This is a genomic window from Gemmatimonadaceae bacterium (assembly GCA_035533755.1).
In the GTDB taxonomy this organism is placed as follows: domain Bacteria; phylum Gemmatimonadota; class Gemmatimonadetes; order Gemmatimonadales; family Gemmatimonadaceae; genus JAGWRI01.
The window spans coordinates 120,241-135,776 of the sequence record DATLTC010000100.1 but is presented as its reverse complement, the minus strand read 5'-3'; the positions used below and the strand labels follow the sequence as shown (position 1 = coordinate 135,776).

Sequence of the window (15,536 nt, the reverse complement as noted above, 5' to 3'; positions counted from 1 at the left end):
GCGCGACGCTCCACGCCGGGCGTGCCCGGCGTGGCCGCGCTCCAGGTGCTGGAGCGCGCGGTGCGCCACGAGCGCATGGAATCGCCCAGAGCCTATCCCGACGACGATCTCGTGGCCGTCTCGCGCGCCGCGGTGTGGGTGTCCGAGCTGGCCGGCTACGGCATGCGGGCGCATGCGGTCGGCGGCCGGCGCGCGGCGGCCGCCGCGATACCTGATCCCGTGCGCGTCAACGGCCGCACGATGGACAACGGGCGGCTGATCGTGGCCGTGCGCGACGGGGGCGTGGTCGAAGTGCAGGACGTCGTGACGGGCCGGATGATCTCGGATGTCCTCACCGTGGAAGATCAGGACGACGCCGGCGACCTGTACACCGCGTCGCCCCGCGGTGCGTTGCGCGGCGCGCAATTCGTGGGCGCCCGGGCCATGCATCGCGGTCCGCTGCGCGGCACCATCGAGATCCGGTGGCGCGTGGTGGTGCGCGCCGGCGCGCGCGTGACGCTCCGCGTGCGGTTGTCGCTCGATGCGGACTCCGACATCCTGCGCGTCGGCGTGGACGGCGAGAACGGCGCCGCGGATCATCGATTGCGCCTGCGGCTGAACACCGGCGCGGATGGTGCATCCGTCTTCGCCGACGCCGCGTTCGGCCCGGTGGAGCGCGTGCCGCTGCGCCTGTCGGCCGAGGAGCAGATGGTTGAGGCGGCGCCCCCCACGGCGCCGCTGCACCGCTACGTGTCGCTGTTCAATGCCGCGGGCGGCGCCACGGTGTTCTCCGACGGCCTGGCCGAATACGAGGCGGACGATGCCGGCGCGGTGCGCGTGACCCTCGTGCGCGCGGTCGGCGAGCTGTCGCGCGCCGATCTTCCCGAGCGCCCTGGCCACGCCGGCTGGCCCGCGCCCACGCCCGAGGCGCAGTGCCTCGGCCCCTTCGGCGCCGAGCTGGCGCTGCTGTTGCACGGGCCGCGCGACGCCGCGGTGATCGCGCGCATCGAGCGCGCGGCCGAGGACGTCCTCACGCCCATCACCGGCCACACGATGCGCGCGCTGCTCGCCGCGCCGCCGGAGCTGGCGGGACTCTCGCTGGATGGCGAGGGGCTGGCCTTCTCGTGCGCCAAGGAGAGTGAGGACGGCGTGTGGCTGGTACTGCGGTGCGTCAACCTGCTCGATCGCGTGGTTCGCGGCCGGTGGGTAGTGGGGTTCGCGATCGCGGAGGCGCGCGTGTCGCGCCTGGATGAGACGCCGGGGGATGCGGTGCCGGCGCGCGGCGGTGGAGTGGAGTTCGCGGCGCCGCCGCGCGGGGTGGTCACCCTCCTCGTCCGCTGACCTACGCCCGCTCGCCGAACAACCGCGGCGCGTCGCCTGCCACACGGTCGCGCAGCCAGTCGCCCAGGAGCGTGCAGGCCAGCACCGTGACGATGAGCGCGATCCCGGGCGCGAGCGAGATCCAGGGCGCCGTCACGATCAGATCGCGCCCCCCGGCGATCATGTTGCCCCAACTCGGCGTGGGCGGCTGCACGCCGAGTCCGAGAAACGACAGCCCGCTCTCCAGCAGGATCGCGTTGCCCACGCCGAGCGCCGTGGCCACGATCGCCGGCCCGAGCGCGTTGGGCAGGGCGTGGCGCCAGAGCACGCGACTGCTCCGCGCGCCCAACGACACGGCGGCGTCCACGAACGGCTGCGCGCGCACGCCGAGCACTTCGGCGCGCACCATGCGCGCCACGCCCATCCATCCGGTGGCGATGAGCACCACCACCACCGCGGTGAGGCCGGGGCGCCAGAGCGCCGCGCACACGAGCAGCAGCACCAGGCGCGGCACGGCGAGCATGGCGTCGGTGAGCGCCATGAGCACGCGGTCGGCCATTCCGCCGCTCCACGCCGCCAGCGCGCCCACGATCGTCCCCAGTCCGGCCGCCGCCACCGAGCCCACGACGCCCACCGCCAGCGAGATGCGGCCGGCGAGCATCATGCGCACGAACAGGTCGCGTCCGAAGCGATCGGTGCCCAGGAGATGAAACGTGCCGGTCACGTCGCGGCTGCCCGGCGGCAGATTCCGCAGCGCGAGCACGTCGCCGATGGCCAGCGCATTCTGCCGCGACAGCATCGGCACGATGATCACGCCAAGCGCCATCGCGGCGAGGAGGACGAGCGCGCCGGCCACCAGCGGGTCGCGGCGTCTTGGCGCCGCATGGGGGTGCTCGTTCATTCCTGGGCCCGCCGCGGATCGAACCACGGGATCGCGAGGTCGGCCGCCAGGTTGGCCACGATGACCGCCCCCGCATAGAGCATCGTGCTCGCCATCACCACCGGATAGTCGCGCGCCCCGATCGCGCTGAGCATCGTGCGTCCCAGTCCCGGCCATGCGAACACCGATTCCACGAAGATCGAGCCGGCCACGAGCCCGGGCAGCACGAGGGCGAACAGCACCACGAGGGCGGGGAGCACGTTGGCCAGCACGTGGCGGCCGAACACGCGCCACGCCGACGCGCCCTTGGCGCGGGCCGTGCGGACGAAATCCTGGCGCATCACATCGGCCACGTTGGAACGGGCATACCGGGCCACGCCGGCGGCGCCCACGCCGGCGAGAATCGCCACCGGCAGCACCGCGTGCCGGATCACGTCCCGCACCGCGGCAAATCCGCTGAGCATGGCGCCCGGGGTCTGCACGCCGAACGCGGGCAGTCTGAGCCAGGCGGGGAACCCGAGCATGCTGGCGCCATACGTGAACAGCGCCACCAGCGCCAGCGCGATCCAGAACGTGGGCGACGCGTACACGGCGGTGGTCAACACGGTGAGCGTCCAGTCCCACGCGCCGCCGCGACGGGCGCCCTGCAGCATCCCGATCGGCACGCCGATGAGAAAGGTGAGCGCCAGCGACGCCAGCCCGAGGCCGAGCGACAGCGACGCGGCGCGGCCGATCACGCGCGTGACCGGTTCGTGCGCGGCGAAACTCTCCCCCAAGTGGCCGGTGAGCGTCTCGCCCAGCCACCGTGCATATTGGACGGGCAGCGGGGCGTCCAATCCGAAGTCGTGGCGCAGGCGCGCCGCCATCGCCGGCGACGCGTCGGGCGGCACCAGCATCGTTGCCGGATCGCCCGGCGCGAGCCGGAGCAACACGAACGTGAGGCTGATGACGAGCCAGAACAGCACGAGCGCGTCGCGCAGGCGACGGGCAATGGTGAGGGCGGACACGCGTTGATTATGCGAGCGGTGCGGCGCGCGTCAATCGTGGCGGCGATCGCGGCGGCGGCCTGTGGCGCCCCCCCGCGCGCGCCGGGCGTGGTCGTCTATGCCTCCGGCACCGATCTGGAATCCGCCAATCCGCTAGTCACCATCCACCCGTTGTCGCGGCAGGTGCAGCGGTTCGCGCTGTTCACCACGCTCGCCCGCTATGACTCCACGCTCCACCCCGAGCCCTACGCCGCGCGGGCATGGGACTGGAGCGCCGACCGTCGCGCCCTGCGCTTCCACCTCGTCATGGGCCTGCGCTGGCACGACGGCCGGCCCACCACGGCACGCGACGTGGCGTTCACGCTGCTCGCGGCGCGCGACCCCGCCACCGGCTATCCGCGCGCGGCCGACCTCGCGGGGCTCGACACGGTGGTCGCGCTCGACGACTCCACGGCGGAACTGCGCTTCCGCGCGCCGCAGGTGGATTTCCCCCTCGTGCTCTGCGAGCTGCCCATCCTGCCGCGACACCTGCTCGCGACGGTTCCGCGACGCGCCATGCGCACCGCCGCGTTCAACGACGCGCCCGTGGGCAACGGCCCGTTCCGGTTCGTGCAACATGTGCCGGGCCAGCGTTGGGTGTTCACGCGGAACGACCAGTTCCCGGAAGCTCTGGGGGGCCCGCCCAGGCTCCGCGGGCTCGTGATCGCGGTCGTCGACGAGGCCATCACCAAGTTCGCCGGGCTGGCCAGCGGAGAGCTGGATGTGGCCGGCATCTCGCCCGCCATGGCGTCGCTGGTGCGGCGCGATCCCACGTTGCGCCTCGTGACCTATCCGGTGCTGTTCGAAACCGGAATCGTGCTCAACACCCATCGGCCGCCGTTCGACGACGTGCGTGTGCGCCATGCGATCTCGCTGGCGCTCGATCGCCAGCGCATCGTGCGCGCCGCGCTCGCCGGCTTCGGGCAGCCGGCCGGCGGCCCCGTGGCGCCGGAAGTCCCGTACGCCGACACCACACCGCCGGTGTACGACCCGCAGCGCGCCGACTCGCTGCTCGACGCCGCGGGCTGGCGCCGCGGTCCCGACGGCATGCGCCGCCGCGGCGGCCACCCCTTCGCCTTCGACCTGCTCACCGTGGGAACGGCCGACAACGCGTTGGAACAGCTCGTGCAGGCCGACCTCGCGGCCCGCGGGATCACGATGCGCATCCGCCAGGTGGAGCTGGGGTCGTTTCTCACCGAAGCGCGCGCCCGGCCCAAGCGCTTCGACGCGCTCGTCACCGGGGTGCCGGGCGACCTGTCGCTCTCCTATCTGCGCGCCATGTTCGCCTCACGCGAGGCGGGTGGCGCGCTCGACTACGCCGACTTCCACGAGCCGGCGCTCGATTCCGCGTTCGCGCGCGCCGCCGCGGCGCGCACCGACCCTCAGCGCGCCGCGGCGTGGTACGACGTGCAGCGCGAGCTCGCCCGTCAGGAGCCCGTGGTCTGGCTGTACCACGCTCAGGGCGTCCAGGGGGTGTCTCGCCGGCTCCGCGGGGTGACCATGGACCTGCGAGGCGAGCTGGTGACGCTGGCGCAATGGGCGCTCGTGCCCAGAGATTCCACGTAATGCCGCTCCTGCTCAGTTCCGATGGGATCGCCGACCGGCGCCGGATCGCCGCCGGCGCGCTCGCGCCGCTCGCCGATTCGCTCACCGCGGATCTCGAACGCGCGATCGCCGCCGGCATCCGCGTGCCGCGCGACAAGGCGCTCCTCTCGCGCGCCGGCGGATATTGCGAGCGCGACGGATCGGCCCTCGCCTTCGATCCGTGGTCCCCGCACGAGCATCGCTGCCCGACCTGCGGCCAGGTGCACCGCGGGACGCTGCACGACCGGTGGTGGCTGTATCCATATCAGCTCTGGCTCGCCGAACGGGCCGTGCATGCCGCGGCACTGTACGCCGTGCGCGGCGACGACCGCCACGCGGTGTTCGCGCGCGACGTCCTGCGGCAGTATGCCGGCGCCTACCTCACGTATCCCAACCGCGACAATGTCCTCGGGCCCACGCGCCCGTTCTTCAGCACCTACCTCGAGTCCATCTGGCTGCTGCAACTGTGCGTGGCGCTCGATCTGCTCGAGACCGCCGGCGACCAGTCGGTGGGGGCCGAATTCCGCGATCGGGTCGTAGAGCCCAGCGCCGCGCTGATCGCCGCGTACAACGAGGGCACGTCCAATCGCCAGATCTGGAACAACGCCGCCCTGCTCGCCGCCCACGTGCTGCTCGGCAACGAGCACGCGCTCGAGACCCTCGTGGCCGGCCCGTCGGGCCTGCTCGCGCACCTCGAAGACGGTATCCTCGACGACGGTACCTGGTACGAGGGGGAGAACTACCACCAGTTCGCCCACCGAGGGCTCTGGTACGGCCTCACCCTCGCCGAACGCGCCGGCCTCGAGCTGCCGCCCCACGTCGTGGCGCGATTCGAGCGCGGGTTCGCCGCCACCTTCGCCACCGCGCTCCCCGATCTCACCCTGCCGTCGCGCAAGGATTCGCAGTACGCCACGTCGCTCCGCCAGTGGCGGTTTGCCGAGTCGTGCGAGCTGGGGCTCGCCCGCCGCGACGACCCGGTGCTGGGCGCCATGTTGGCCCGCCTCTACGACGGCGCCGCGCCGGCCGGCGACACGGGCCGCGCGAGCGCGAGCGCCGAGGCGGAACGCAACGTGCGCGGCGTGCGGCTCACACGGGCCGATCTGGGGTGGAAGTCCCTGCTGTTCGCGCGCGAGCAGGTCGCGGCGGCGAGTGTGAGCGCGCTGCCGTCCGTGTTGCTCGAGGGCCAGGGCATCGCGGTGCTCCGTCGCCCGGGCAGCGACGCGTATGTCGCGCTCGACTATGGGCAGTCGGGGGGCGGACACGGCCACCCCGACCGGCTCAACGTGCTCTTCTCCACCGGCGCCATCCGCTGGCTGGACGACCTCGGCACCGCCTCGTACGTGGATCCGTCCCTGCATTGGTACCGCAGCACGCTCGCCCACAACGCCCCGATGGTGGACGGGCATTCGCAGTGGCGGGTGGACGGGGTGCTCGAAGCCTTCGACGAGCAGGGCGACGCTGGATGGGTGCGCGCCAGCGCCACGATCTGGCCCGGCGTCGCGGTGCAGCGCACGCTCGTTGTGATGCCCGGATACTTCGTGGACGAGATCCGGTGGCGCGCCGGCCACGACGCGGCCTTCCTGCTGCCCGTGCATTGCGACGGCACGCTGAGCGGACAGATCAAGCCGGTGCGCGCCCAGTACACCGGCGCCGGTGGCCCCGAGGACGGCGGCGGCTTCGTGACCACCGACCGCGCGTTCCGCGTGGCCGCCGGGGCCAGCGTTCAGCTTGCCGCCCAACACGGCACCGACCACGTGCGCGCCTTCTTCCGCTGCCAGTCGCCGGCCATCTGGTACGCCCTCTCCGGACCCGGCCAGCCGCCGGGCACCAGCCGGCGGTTCCATCTCATGGAGAGCCGCGGCACTCCGGTCGGCGTCATCCGCGCCGTGTGGGCATGGTCGCGCGACGTCGAGTCCGTGGAATGGACAGGGGACGGGCCCATCGTCCACCACCGGGGCGGCGTGCGCCACCTCCACGCGCGCGCGGGCGATGGGTGGCACGTGGACGTGGATTCCAACGGCGGCTGGCGCACCATCGAACTGGGCGGCGTGCGCGCGGACGACGAGCTGGCGCCTCACGCCGAGCCAGAACACGAGCTGCCCGATCCCCACGCGCCGCCGACGGACGCGGATGGCGTCGCGTCCGTGGCCACCGTCGAGCCGACGATGCGCGGATTCCACGGCCTCGTGCTGGCGCCCTCGCGCTTCGCGGCGCCGTGGTGGACGGACGCCCCGCCCGAGGAACGGTCGCGCTTCGCGGCCTATCACCTGGGTGAACCCACGTACCGCCGCTCCGAGGAGACGTGGGAGGAGGCCGGCCGCCCCTCGGCGCGCGTCGCGATCGCCGTCGCGCCCAGGCTGCTCGTGGTGGACGTCCAGGTCGCCACGCCCGCTCCGCGGTTCATGCCGGCGGGAGCCGTGAACCCGTACGACAACGAACCGGCGGACATCAATGGCGACGGCGTGCAACTATACGTGCGCACGCTCGACGACGGTGGGGCCTGGGTGCTCGTGCCGGACGACGCCGGCAAGGCGGGCGTGGTTCGCGCGCGCCCGCTCGCCGGGTGGGGCAACCTCCGGCTGTCGCGCGTGGCGTGGCGCCGCGTGCGCGAAGGCTACGAGTTGCGCGCCGAGATCGCGTTGCGCCAACCGCTCGAGGTGGGCGGCGAGTTCTCCCTCGACGTGCTCGTCAACGAGACCGCGCCCGGCCGCGAACGGCGGCGCGGGCAACTCATCCTCAGCGGCCCCGACGGCGAGTTCGTGTACCTGCGCGGTGATCGGCACGATCCGGCGCGTCTCCTCCATTTCACCGTCGTCACGTGACCCATTCGCGTCTCGCCCAGGTCCGCGTGGTCCTCTATGAGCCTCAGGACCCCGTGAACATCGCCGCCACCGTGCGGGCGATGAAGAACATGGGCCTCGGCACGCTGCACCTGGTGCGCCCGGTGGCCTACGATCCCCATCGCCTCGAGGGCATCGCCCACGGCACGCGCGATCTCATCGATCGCATCGCGTCGTTCGATGACTTCGAGTCGGCCGTGGCCGGGTGCGTGCGCGTGGTCGGATTCACCGCCCGGAGGCGCGCCGCCCGCCGGGCGGTCACCACCCCCCGCGAGGAAGCCGTGGCCACCCTCGACGCGGCCCAGCTCGGCCCCGTGGCCCTGGTGTTCGGCCGCGAAGACAGCGGGCTGCCCAACGAGATCCTCGACCGCGTCCACGCCGCGGTGATGATCCCCACCACCGAGCACGCCTCGCTCAACCTTGCCCAGGCGGTGCTCGTGGCCCTCTACGAGCTGCACCTCGCCGCCCAGGACGCCACGCGCGCGGTCGCCCCGCCGCGCAAGGCCGCGCCGCCGGCCACGCCGGAGCAGCTCGAGCAGTACTTCGCCGACACCGAGCGCGCCCTCGCCGCCATCGAGTTCTTCAAGACGCGGGTGTCCGAGCACATCATGCGCACCGTGCGATCGCTCACCTACCGCGCCGAACCCGACGCGCGCGAACTCTCCCTCATCCGCGCCATGGCGATCGAGGTCGTGAAATACCTCGAGCGCACCGGCCGGTCTTGACGCCCCGTCCAACGCCACCCTTTTTCACGACATGGTCTTCAAACGATTTTTTGATCGCGGCCAGGCACAGCCCGCCGCCGACGTGTCCGAACCGCCCGACGACGAGACGCCCGAGTCGCTCGTCCCCGAAGACGACGCCGACGCGCCCGAAGCGGCGGCCGATCACTCGTGGGCCGAGCGCGCCGCCAAGCTCATCCCCGGCGGCTCGTCCACGGCCAGCAAGCGCCCCATGGGCCTGTTCGGGTCCGATACGCCCGACGCCCCCACCCACTTCCTGCACGCCGCGGGGTGCCACGTGGTGGCCACCGACGGCGAGACGTACGTGGATTGCACGATGGCCCTCGGCGCCGTCGCGCTCGGGTACGCGGAACCCCACGTGACGCGCGCCGTGCTCGACGCCGTCGGCGGTGGACACGTCGCGGGCCTGTCCAGCGCCCTCGAGGTGGAAGTCGCCGAGCGGTTCTGCGGCATGGTGCCGTGTGCCGAGCAGGTGCGCTTTCTCAAGACCGGCGCCGAGGCCACGTCGGCCGCCGTGCGCATTGCCCGCACATACACCGGGCGGGACGTCGTCATCGCGTCGGGCTATCTCGGCTGGCACGACTGGGCGTGCGACGCGGCGGGCGTTCCCGCCGGCGCTCGCCAGGACACCATCGACGTTCCGTTCGACGACCTCGCCGCACTCGACGCCGCCGCCGACCGGGCCGGCGACCGGCTCGCCGCGATCATCCTCGAGCCGGTGGTGGAGCGTCTGCCCTCCGCCGCCTGGATCGCCCGCGCCCAGGCCATCTGCACGCAGCGCGGCGCCGCGCTCATCTTCGACGAGATGAAGACGGGCTTCCGGCTGGCGCCCGGCGGCTACCAGGAAATCTCCGGCGTCACCCCCGACCTCGCCACGTTCGGCAAGGCGCTCGCCAACGGATTCCCGCTCTCCGCGGTGTGTGGTCGCGCCGACCTCATGGACGCCGCGCGCCGCACGTGGATCTCGTCCACGCTGGCCGGGGAGGCGAGCGCGCTCGCCGCGGCGTACGTCGTGCTCGACTGGCATCAGCAGGCCGACATCTGCGAGGCGCTGGCCAAGAATGGCGCTGAGATGCGGCGTGTGGTGTCGGCGGCCATCGCCGCCAGCGGCATCCCGGGCGTCCGGCTCGAGGGGCTCGATCCGATGTGGTTCCTCCGGTTCGACGATCCCGCGGTCGAGCACGACTTCCTGGAGCGCGCCATGGCCCACGGCGTCCTGTTCAAGCGCGGCGCCTACAACTACGCCTGCGTGGCCCACGACGACGACGCCGTGCGCGCCATCGAGCATGCCGCCAGCGCGTCGTTCGTCGAGATGCTCGAGCCGTCGTGACCCCCGCCACGCCCGCGGCCCCGCTCGCCGGCCCGGCGCCGCTCATCGACGCGCACGCCCACTTCCTGCACGCCCACGCCGGCCGCGCCGATTGGGAGGCGGTGAACGCCGCCCGCTTCCGCGCCGGCGAGCGCATCGGCGTCACGTACCACGTCGCGTCCATCCTCGGAAGCTTCGGCTTCACGTCGCCCACGTACTTCCCGTCGCCGCGCGACGTCACGGCGGGGAACGACGCCATGCGCGCCATCGCCGCCGCGCATCCCGATCGCGTGCGCATGTACGTCACGGTGAATCCCAACGACACCGCGCACGCGGTGGACGAGATCGGCCGCGGCGTCGCGGCCGGCGCCGTGGGCATCAAGCTCGCCGCCAGCCGCCGCGCCAGCGACCCGCTGCTCGACCCGATCTGCGAAGCGGCGGCGCGCCATGGGCTGCCGATCCTCCATCATATCTGGCAGCACCGCACGCGCGAGTGGCCGTCGCAGGAGATCTCCGATGGCCTCGACCTCGCCGAGCTCGCGCGCCGGCACCCCACGGTCCGGTTCATCCTCGCCCACATCGGCGGCGGCGGCGACTACATGCACACCCTTCCGGCCATCGCCGACGTCCCCAACATTCTCGCCGATCTCTCGGGAAGCGGCGTCGATCGCGGCATGCTCGACGAAGCCATCCTGCGCCTCGGCGCTGAGCGGCTGGTGTGGGGCAGCGACGTGACGATGGAAACCGGGCTCGCCAAGCTGATGGGATTCGAGGCCATCCGCCTCACCGCGGACGACGCGGCCCGGATCCGGTACGGCAACGCGCTGCGCATCTTTCCGCCCGGCAGCTTCCCGGGCATCGACGCGCCCCTATCGCGCCGGGCGCCGGTGGCCGGATGATCGACGTCAACGCGCTCATCGGACCGTATCCGTTCCGGTACCTGCCGCACCCGGACCCCGACGTGCTCGTGCGCGTGCTCGAACGCGAGGGGCTGCGGGGCGCGTGGGTGGGGCACCTGCCCAGCGCGTTCTATCGCGATCCGTCCGCGGGCAACGCCCAACTCTACACGGCCCTGGCGCCGCATGCGAGCACGCTGCGGCCGGTGCCCACCATCCGCCCCGACTGGCCCCACTGGGAGCGCGCCCTGCGCGCGGCCGTGGACGCCGGCGCTCCCGCCGTGCGCGCGTATCCCACGCTCTGGGAGATGGGTCCGCACGACGCCCGGATGCGGGAGCTGGTCGTCGCCTGCGGCGCCGCCAGGCTCGCGGTGCTGCTCACCGTGCGGTTCGAAGATCTGCGCCAGCGCCACCCGCTCGATCGCGCCGGCGATCTCACGGCCGCCGCGGTGCGCGACCTCGCGCGGGCGGGGCAGGGCGTCCGCCTCGTCGTGACCGCGGCGGGGCGCGACATGATCGAAGAGGTGCACTGGGGGCTCACCCCCGAGGAGCGGCAGCGCGTGCTCTGGGACATCTCGTGGATCTGGGGCCCGCCCGAAGACCACCTGGCCAAGCTGTTCCGCGCGATCGGCGCCGAGCGGTTCGTGTACGGCACCCAGTGGCCGTTGCGCCTGACGCAGGCGCCGCGGGCCAATCTCGCGCTGCTGCCAGAGGACGTGGCCGGCGCCACACTCGGCGATCCCGATCGGTTGTTCGTGTGACGCAGCCACCACGCGCCGGGGTCCTGCGAGTGTCGAATGGCAGGGCGCGCTCGGGTCGCGGGGCGCGGCGTCTCCGGTGATCCACGGGGCCGATCGCGAGGCTCGCGGTGGCCTGGTGGGGCAGATGCCCAAGCGTGGTAACTTCTTGGCGTACAATACTTGCGCGAAATGGCCCGGGCGGTGAAATTTTTTCGTCCGTCACAGATTTGTGAATTCGTTCACAAACCGGCGCTTCCCCACCACAAGGCTCCCGTATCCAACGTGAGACCCTCCCGCACCACATCGCGATGACCAAGCGAAGGAAGTGGACAGCCATTCCCGGGCTGATTGCACTGGCCGCCGGGGCTGTGATCCTGTCCGCCTACAGCGGCGCATCCTCCTCGCAGAACAGTTCTCCCATCCAGCCGATCGCGTTCCCGCATTCGGTGCACGTCGGCAAGCTCGGGATCAACTGCGTCTACTGTCATTACGCGGCCAACAAGTCGCCCGATCCGGGACTCCCCGCCGTGTCCACGTGCATGGGGTGTCACACGTTGATCGGGCCGCAGCGCCCGGCCACCGACCTCGGGCCCGCCCGCAAGAGCGTCGGCATCGAGAAGCTCTGGGAATACGCCGGGTATCCGAGCAAGCCCGGCCACCCGATTCCCTGGGTGCGCATCCACAAGTTGCCGGAGTACGTGCACTTTCCGCACATGCGTCACGTGAACGCGGGCGTCACCTGTCAGACGTGCCACGGACCCATCCAGACGATGGACCGCGTCTATCAGTATTCGTCGCTCAATATGGGTTGGTGCGTGAACTGCCACGTGAACGGCTACGATCCGCGCACGGGCGAGGAGATGGCGTCGATGGTGTCCGACGGGAAGGGCGGGGCCGTCCTTCCCGCCGCGATGGCCGACCATCCGCCCGCCGCCACGCCCGATTCGCTGCGCAAGAAGGCGCGTTACGACTGTTCCGTCTGCCACTACTGAGCGCCCCGTGATCCTTTCCCACCGCTCGCAGGTCTGGTCCTTCGCGCGCGCCGCGCGCGTCGTTCGTCGTTCGAGGAACATTTCATGAGCAAGGCATCGGAACCGAAGGACAAGGGCGTCAAGCGCCGAGACTTTCTGAAGATTCTCGGAGCCAGCGGCGCCGCCGTCGGTACCATCGGCTGCAGCCCCGAGAAGGCCGGCAAGCTGATTCCGTACCTCATCTCGCCCGACCAGACGGTGCCCGGCGTCTCCACCTACTACGCCACCACCTGCCGCGAATGCGCGGCGGGCTGCGGCGTCATCGCCGAGACGCGCGACGGCCGTACCATCAAGCTCGAAGGCAACCCGGCGCACCCGCTCAACCGCGGCGCGATCTGCGCCCGCGGACAGTCCGCGCTCCAGGGGCTGTACAATCCCGACCGCCTGCGCACGCCCTTGATGAAGAAGGCCGGTGGCTGGGAGGCGATCAGTTGGAACGATGCGCTCGCCCTCGTGAGCCAGAAGCTCGGCGAGGCCAAGAGCCGCAACGTGGCCGGCAACGCCCTGTTCATCAATCAGCACGAGAGCGGCAGCTTTGCCGAGTTCGTGGACCAGTGGCTGGCCGCCTTCGGCATGAAGCCGCACGTGAGCGTGGACTTCGAAGCCGACCAGGCCACGCTCGAATCCAACCGCCGCAGCTACGGCGTCGCGTGGCCGCGGCTCAGCTTCGCCGACGCCCGCCTCATCGTCTCGTTCGGCGCCGACTTCCTCGACGGCTGGGGCGCCGCCGTGCCGCAGCAGCTCGACTTCGCCGATGCGCGCGCCAACGTCGCCACGGCGCCGCGGTTCATCTACATCGGCCCGCGCCGCTCGCTCACCGGCCTCAACGCCGACCAGTGGATCGCCTGCAAGCCCGGCACCGAGCATCTGATCGCCCAGGCCGTCCTCGGCACCATGGGGCGCGGCGGCAACGTCTCGATCGCGCAGGCCTCCCAGGCCAGCGGCATCGGCGCCGACGTCCTCGGCGCGCTGGCCAAGGAGATCGGCGCGAGCCGGCCGAGCCTCGTGCTCTCCGGCGTGCGTACCGACAACGCGCTCGACGTGGCGCTCGCCGTGGCGTCCATCAATCAGGCGGCGGGCAACGTGGGCAAGACGATCCTGCCCGCCGAGCCGGTGACGCTGTTCGACGGGATGTCGCGATACACCGACCTCGCCGACGCGGTGGAACGCATGCGCGGCGGGAGCGTGCCGCTGGTGATGGTGCGCGGCACCAACCCGGCGTACTACCTGCCGCGTGCGGCCAACTTCGCCGACGCGTTCGCCAAGGTGCCGTTCAAGGTGGCGTTCGCCACGCAGCCCGACGAGACCGCGGAACTCTGCGATCTCATCCTGCCCGATCTCCACGCACTCGAAACGTGGGGCGACTCGCAACCCATCAAGGGCACGCTCTCGCTCCAGCAGCCGACCATGGATCCGGTGTTCGAAGGCACGCGCGGCGCCGGTGACGTGCTGCTCGCGCTCGCCCAGAAGGATCCGGCGGCCGCGGCCAGGTTCCCGGCCAAGGATTATCGCGCCTGGCTCATGGCGCGGTTCGTCGGTGGCCCGGCGGCATTCGCCGCCGCGCTGCCCAAGGGCGTGACCGCGGGCACGATCGCCGCCCGGCCCACGCCGGCCGCGGCGCCGGCGCCCGCGCGCACGGCGTCGCTCGACGCCGCCGGCGGCGATTTCTACCTGGTCACCCATCCGCACGCGCTGTTCGGCGACGGGCGCGGCGCCAACAAGCCCTGGCTGCAGGAGCTGCCCGATCCCGTTGCCAAGATCCTCTGGAGCTCGTGGGTCGAGATCCATCCGGAGACGGCGACCAGGCTCGGCATCGAGCGCGGCGACGTCGTGGAAGTGAAAACCGCCCACGGTTCGGTGAAGGCGCCTGCGTACCTCTACCTCGGCGTGCGGCCCGACACGGTCGCCCTCGCGCTGGGGCAGGGGCATCGCGCCGCCTCGCCGGTTCCCAACTGGGATCCGCTCCACCAGAATCCCGTCACCAACCTCCAGTGGGGCTACGGCCGTTACGCGCGGAACGTGGGGGTGAATCCGTTCGACGTGATGACGGCCACCGCCGACGCGGCCGGCGGTTTCGTGTGGACCTCCACCCGGGCGTCGATCACGAAGACCGCCGACCACGAGTTGGTGCCGTCCACCGAAGGCTCGGCCCGCCAGCACGGGCGCGGCATCGCGCAGGCGATCTCGATCACCGACCTCCTCAGCGGCAAGGCCGAGGAAGTGCCCGAGGCGACCGTTCCCGGCGATGCGTCGCATGAGTACCTGCCGGGGCTCCGGGCGCCGGTGGCGGCCGATGCGCAGGGTGAACTCGGCGCCCCCACGGCGGCCGACTCGGGCACGCATCTCGGGATGTACGATCCCAAGAACCCGCTCGGCATGGCCAAACGGCGCTGGGCGATGACCGTGGACCTGGCGCGGTGCACCGGCTGCTCGGCATGCGTCACGGCGTGCTATTCGGAGAACAACATCCCCACCGTGGGCGCGGCCTGGCAGAACGCCTCCGTGTACGCGGTGGAGAAGACCGGCTACAACATCGTGCGCGGCCGCGAGATGAATTGGATTCGTCTCGAGCGCTACTTCGAGGGCAACCTCGACGCCAAGTTCGGCGAGCACTTCGAAGGGCGGTTCGTGCCGATGATGTGCCAGCAATGCGGCAACGCGCCGTGCGAGCCTGTATGCCCGGTGTTCGCCACGTACCACTCGCCCGACGGGCTCAACGTCCAGGTGTACAACCGGTGCGTGGGCACGCGCTACTGCTCCAACAACTGCCCCTACAAGGTGCGGTACTTCAACTGGTTCGGGTACGGCGAGAAGGACCGCCGCCAGTACGCGTTCCCCGAGCCGCTCAACTGGCAGCTCAACCCCGACGTCACGGTGCGCAGCAAGGGCGTCATGGAGAAGTGCTCGTTCTGCGTGCAGCGCATTCGCGAGGCGGAGAACCGGGCCACGCTCGAGCATCGCGAGCTGATCCCGGACGAGTTCACCACCGCGTGCGCCGCGAGTTGTCCGTCGCGGGCGATCACCTTCGGTGATGCGGCGGACGAGCGCTGGTCGGTCACGAAGCTCATTGAGGACCGTCGCGCGTACCACGTGTTCACGGAACTCAACACCTACCCCGCGGTGACATACTTGAAGAAGGTCAACCATCCGACGCCGGCAACGGCGGCGAACGCTTAAGGAGCGCCCAGT

At 71.6% G+C, this 15,536-nt stretch carries 11 protein-coding genes; 9 read left to right on the top strand and 2 right to left on the bottom strand.

What is annotated here, in order from left to right; genetic code table 11:
- The coding region (locus VNE60_14390; protein ID HVB32710.1) for a glycoside hydrolase family 38 C-terminal domain-containing protein at positions 1 to 1,320 on the top strand (1,320 nt) is incomplete at its 5' end.
- A gap of 1 nt (position 1,321) precedes the next feature.
- Here VNE60_14390 and VNE60_14385 read toward each other — a convergent pair.
- Both VNE60_14385 and VNE60_14380 read right to left on the bottom strand, forming a co-directional pair.
- Positions 1,322 to 2,200, bottom strand: coding sequence for an ABC transporter permease (locus tag VNE60_14385; GenBank protein HVB32709.1), 879 nt, complete (start codon positions 2,198 to 2,200; stop codon positions 1,322 to 1,324).
- Complete coding sequence (locus tag VNE60_14380) at positions 2,197 to 3,186, bottom strand: ABC transporter permease (GenBank protein ID HVB32708.1); 990 nt, start codon at positions 3,184 to 3,186, stop codon at positions 2,197 to 2,199. Before VNE60_14380 ends, VNE60_14385 begins: the two co-directional genes overlap by 4 nt.
- An 18-nt stretch (positions 3,187 to 3,204) precedes the next feature.
- Here VNE60_14380 and VNE60_14375 point away from each other — a divergent pair, with 18 nt between their 5' ends.
- The 8 genes from VNE60_14375 to VNE60_14340 all read left to right on the top strand — a co-directional run bounded on the left by VNE60_14375 (position 3,205) and on the right by VNE60_14340 (position 15,524).
- Positions 3,205 to 4,770 (top strand): peptide ABC transporter substrate-binding protein, encoded by a 1,566-nt coding sequence (locus VNE60_14375; GenBank protein HVB32707.1) that lies wholly within the window; start codon positions 3,205 to 3,207, stop codon positions 4,768 to 4,770.
- Positions 4,770 to 7,610, top strand: coding sequence for a heparinase II/III family protein (locus VNE60_14370; protein ID HVB32706.1), 2,841 nt, complete (start codon positions 4,770 to 4,772; stop codon positions 7,608 to 7,610). The genes VNE60_14375 and VNE60_14370 overlap by 1 nt, the downstream gene beginning before the upstream one ends.
- On the top strand, positions 7,607 to 8,353 hold the full coding sequence (locus VNE60_14365; GenBank protein HVB32705.1) for a TrmJ/YjtD family RNA methyltransferase: 747 nt from the start codon (positions 7,607 to 7,609) through the stop codon (positions 8,351 to 8,353). The genes VNE60_14370 and VNE60_14365 overlap by 4 nt, the downstream gene beginning before the upstream one ends.
- Positions 8,354 to 8,384: 31 nt before the next feature.
- On the top strand, positions 8,385 to 9,701 hold the full coding sequence (locus VNE60_14360; protein HVB32704.1) for an aminotransferase class III-fold pyridoxal phosphate-dependent enzyme: 1,317 nt from the start codon (positions 8,385 to 8,387) through the stop codon (positions 9,699 to 9,701).
- Complete coding sequence (locus VNE60_14355) at positions 9,698 to 10,579, top strand: amidohydrolase family protein (protein ID HVB32703.1); 882 nt, start codon at positions 9,698 to 9,700, stop codon at positions 10,577 to 10,579. Before VNE60_14360 ends, VNE60_14355 begins: the two co-directional genes overlap by 4 nt.
- On the top strand, positions 10,576 to 11,337 hold the full coding sequence (locus VNE60_14350; protein ID HVB32702.1) for a hypothetical protein: 762 nt from the start codon (positions 10,576 to 10,578) through the stop codon (positions 11,335 to 11,337). Before VNE60_14355 ends, VNE60_14350 begins: the two co-directional genes overlap by 4 nt.
- Positions 11,338 to 11,624: 287 nt before the next feature.
- Complete coding sequence (locus VNE60_14345) at positions 11,625 to 12,308, top strand: cytochrome c3 family protein (protein HVB32701.1); 684 nt, start codon at positions 11,625 to 11,627, stop codon at positions 12,306 to 12,308.
- A gap of 84 nt (positions 12,309 to 12,392) precedes the next feature.
- A complete protein-coding gene (locus VNE60_14340; protein HVB32700.1) occupies positions 12,393 to 15,524 on the top strand; it encodes a 4Fe-4S dicluster domain-containing protein in 3,132 nt (1,043 codons plus the stop codon).
- Positions 15,525 to 15,536 lie beyond the last annotated feature (12 nt).

What these genes read in the sequence shown, in the direction of transcription:
- VNE60_14385 (HVB32709.1), bottom strand. Translation starts at nt 2,200, where the DNA reads ATGAACGAGCACCCCCATGCGGCGCCAAGACGCCGCGACCCGCTGGTG.
- VNE60_14370 (HVB32706.1), top strand. Translation starts at nt 4,770, where the DNA reads ATGCCGCTCCTGCTCAGTTCCGATGGGATCGCCGACCGGCGCCGGATC.
- VNE60_14360 (HVB32704.1), top strand. Translation starts at nt 8,385, where the DNA reads ATGGTCTTCAAACGATTTTTTGATCGCGGCCAGGCACAGCCCGCCGCC.
- VNE60_14350 (HVB32702.1), top strand. Translation starts at nt 10,576, where the DNA reads ATGATCGACGTCAACGCGCTCATCGGACCGTATCCGTTCCGGTACCTG.
- VNE60_14345 (HVB32701.1), top strand. Translation starts at nt 11,625, where the DNA reads ATGACCAAGCGAAGGAAGTGGACAGCCATTCCCGGGCTGATTGCACTG.
- VNE60_14340 (HVB32700.1), top strand. Translation starts at nt 12,393, where the DNA reads ATGAGCAAGGCATCGGAACCGAAGGACAAGGGCGTCAAGCGCCGAGAC.